The 3,426-nt window shown below is 71.7% G+C and carries 2 protein-coding genes and 2 pseudogenes; all 4 read right to left on the bottom strand.

Annotation, left to right across the window (positions count from 1 at the left end):
• Positions 1-267 (bottom strand): annotated as a pseudogene (locus tag I5E_RS26065) (NAD(P)H-quinone oxidoreductase); the annotation flags it as partial.
• Positions 267-992: a hypothetical protein gene (locus I5E_RS17280; protein WP_022908093.1), complete on the bottom strand. Its 726-nt coding sequence runs from the start codon at positions 990-992 to the stop codon at positions 267-269. The gene I5E_RS17280 and the pseudogene I5E_RS26065, both read right to left, overlap by 1 nt.
• 91 nt (positions 993-1,083) lie before the next feature.
• Positions 1,084-2,910, bottom strand: a complete 1,827-nt coding sequence (locus I5E_RS17275) for a BCCT family transporter (RefSeq protein ID WP_022908092.1) — start codon at positions 2,908-2,910, stop codon at positions 1,084-1,086.
• A gap of 48 nt (positions 2,911-2,958) precedes the next feature.
• A pseudogene (locus I5E_RS25720) lies at positions 2,959-3,426 on the bottom strand (hypothetical protein); the annotation flags it as partial.

Genomic DNA, 3,426 nt, shown 5'->3' with positions numbered 1-3,426 from the left:
AGCGGGACGGCGAGGGCCGGCGTAGCCACCGGACTCCCCGTCCGCGAGCGGTGCCGCGCTGCCGGTGCCGTCGCGGACCGAGGAGCTGTACCAGCCGATCCGGGTGTTGATGTCGGTGTTGTTCACACCGGCGGCGGCCACGCGGACCAGGACGTCGCCCGGTCCGACGGCCGGCACGGGAACGCGTCGATGCTCGAGCCGTTCGACGCCGCCGATCCCCGTGGTGACCACCGCCGTCATCATCCGGGTGTGCGTTGCGTCCGTCATCAGGCCGGTCCGAGCCGGGTGTCGTAGCGGACGAAGACCACGGTTCGTCCGTCGACCTCGCCCGTGTACTCGCCGACGTGCCCCGCCACACGTCCTCGCAGGTCCGTCGCCGACGCGCTGTGGAGCGCTGCGGAGGCCCTCGCGGTCACGTCCGCCGAGGACGCGCCCGCCAGTGCGGGGACGTCGGACCCGACGGGGAGACGGACGAGCGCTGCCGCGTACGACCCGTCCCGGGACGCCGAGGACCGGATGCGGACCGTCCCGTCGGGGAAGTGCACGCCGGTGCGCTGTTCGACCTTCGACAGTGGGGTGGCCCGGCAGAGGCCGATCCGTGCGCATTCGCCGAGCGGACCCGGCCGGGTGGCGTGCCACGTGATCGCGGCGACTCCGGAGGCGACGACCGCGAACAGCAGCGCGACGAGTGCGACCAGCGCCAAGAGCTGCGTCGGAGCGGACAGGGTGCGGCCGGTCGCACGCGTGGACGGGAGCGCCGCGATGCCCGGACGTGGTCGGTGCACCGCCGCGTCGAGCCGCGGCGCGACCGCGCCGGTGGCACGGACCGGGTCGGGTGCTGCCGACGGGTGCTCCCCGTCGAACAGTGTCACGGTGAGGGAGGGGTCGTCGCGGAACCGCCCGGAGACGACGGCACGGGCGCGAGCTTCCGTCTCGGTCACCGCTTCGACGTCGAGCCGGTCGGATCCCTGTCTGATGCGGAACGTCGGCATCCCTCCAGCCTGCCCGGTTCCGGGCGGCCAGGGCGCCCGTCGGCGGGACCGTTGCACGATCGGGANGTCGTGCCGTCCGCCTGTGCTCGCGTCAGCGACCGCCCGTCGCGTCCTCGTCCTCGCGCGCGGTCGCGACGTCGAGTCGGGGATCGAGCGCCGGATCCGGGGAGACCGCCTCGGTGTGGATCGGCGGGTCCGGCTCGAGCGCGACGTCCGGACGGGCCTGGCGATCGGACCGCCCGCGTTCATCCGACGAGCGAGCGGGTCGCAGCCTGTGGCGCAGCGCCTGCCACGGTCGGCCGATCCCGGTGTGGACGCCGCGGTCGGCGGGGCCGTCGACCTCGAGGCCGTAGTACTCGCCCACGCGTTCGAGCAGGAGCGCCCGTTCGGCGCGGTCGTACGCGCGTCGTTCGCGGGTGAAGGCGATGACCGTGGACCAGCAGGTGAGCAGGAGGACGATGCTGAACGGCAGCGCCGTGGTGATCGCGGCCGTCTTCAGGGCGTTGAGCCCCCCGGTCAGCAGCAGGGCGACGGCGAGCAGTGCCGAGACGCCGGCGAAGAAGACCCGGAGCCAGTTCTTCGGCTCGATGTCACCGCCGGACGCGATCATCGCCATCACGAGCGATCCCGAGTCCGACGAGGTCACGAAGAACACGCCGATGAGCAGGATCGCGCCGAAGGTCAGGACGGTGCCTGCAGGCAGGTCGCTGAGCAGGGTGAAGAGCGACCCCTCGACGTCGACCGACCCGTCGGCCCCGATCAGACCGCCGCCGTTCATCTGCCGGTGGATGGCCGCGCCACCGAGCACGGCGAACCACAGCATCGTCAGCGCGGTCGGGACGAGCAGGACACCGAAGACGAACTGCCGCACGGTGCGGCCCTTCGAGATGCGGGCGATGAAGATGCCCACGAACGGCGCCCAGGACATCCACCAGCCCCAGTAGAACGTGGTCCAGGCCGCCTGCCACGCCTCACCGGCAGCGCCCTGCTGCGCGCTCACCGTGAACGAGAGCCCGACGAGGTCCTGCAGGTACGCGCCGATCGACTGGACGAAGTCGCGCAGCAGGTACTGCGTCGGCCCCACGATGAGGATGAAGAGCAGCAGCGCCGCCGCGAGCAGGAGGTTGAAGTTCGACAGGATCTTCATCCCCTTCGTCACGCCGGTGACGAGGGAGACGATCGTCAGGGCGGTGATGACGGCGATGATGGCGAGCTGGCTGACGGTGCTGCTCTCGGCGATCCCGGCGCTCTCGAGTCCGGCACCGATCTGGATCACGCCGAGCCCGAGCGACGTCGCGACGCCGAACAGGGTGCCGACCAGAGCGATGACGTCGATGAGGTTGCCCCATCCGCCCTTGACCCGTGCGCCGAGGAGTGGCTCGAGGGCCCACCGGATCGACACGGGGCGGCCGCGGCGGTGGATCGCGTACGCGAGGGCGAGGCCCAGGACGACGTAGATCGCCCACGCGTGCAGGCCCCAGTGCAGGAAGGTCTGGGTCATGGCCTGCTGGGCGAGGGACGCCTCGTCGCCGGTGACGCCCGGGCGCGGGTCCGCGAAGTGGCTGAGCGGTTCGGACACCCCGTAGAACACGAGGCCGATGCCCATGCCGGCGGCGAACAGCAGCGCGAACCAGGAGCCGGTCGAGAACTCGGGTTCGTCCTGGTCCTTGCCGAGCTTGATGTCGCCGAACCGGCTGAAGCCGACGAAGACCGAGAAACCGACGAAGAACGCGGCGATGAGCACGTAGTACCAGCTGAAGTTCCGGACGATTCCGTCCTGCAGGGCCGAGAACGCCGCTTCGGCCGACGACGGGGCGATGAGCGTCCACGCGACGAAGGCGAGCACGATGACGGCGGCAGGCCAGAACACCCAGGTCTTGAGTCGTGGGGTCGTCGTGGGTGGGTCGGTCGTTGCCATGCACCCATCGTGCCCGCGGACGAGCCTGTACGACCGCTCAGTCCCAGATCATCCGCGCACCGGGCGGAGCGCGTCCGCGTGCGGATGCCCGACCTCGGGACGCCGGACCGGCACCGCCCGGGGTCCCGCCGACGATCGCCGGACCGCCCGGACGACCGGCACGATCCGGAACCCGCCGAGCGTGAGGGTCCGGAGCGCCTTGCCGGTCCGGACGACCAACCCCCTGAGGTCGCGGACCGGTCCGCCGGACACGCTCATCACGAGGGACCGGTCGAGCACCACCCGCCAGGCCGGATCGAACTGGACGGACAGGTCGACGTCGTCGTGCACCCGGGGGTCCGTGCGGTGCACGCGCGACCGCACCGCGAGCCACGCGACCCGCCGCATGACCATGTTCGAACCGAAGAGCGGCGGCTGCCAGAGCGCCGCCCCCATCAGGGCGAAGTACGCGCGCATGTACGCGATGCGCCAGAACGCGCGCTCCAGCCGGCCGAGCCCGCGGACTCGCCCGGCCCG

Source organism: Curtobacterium sp. B18 (assembly GCF_000333375.1).
In the GTDB taxonomy this organism is placed as follows: Bacteria; Actinomycetota; Actinomycetes; order Actinomycetales; family Microbacteriaceae; genus Curtobacterium.
Note: the sequence above shows the minus strand (reverse complement) of the source record. Positions and strands in the feature narration are given on the sequence as shown.

Coding starts and splice junctions, on each gene's coding strand:
- I5E_RS17280 (WP_022908093.1), bottom strand. CDS start 992: ATGCCGACGTTCCGCATCAGACAGGGATCCGACCGGCTCGACGTCGAA.
- I5E_RS17275 (WP_022908092.1), bottom strand. CDS start 2,910: ATGGCAACGACCGACCCACCCACGACGACCCCACGACTCAAGACCTGG.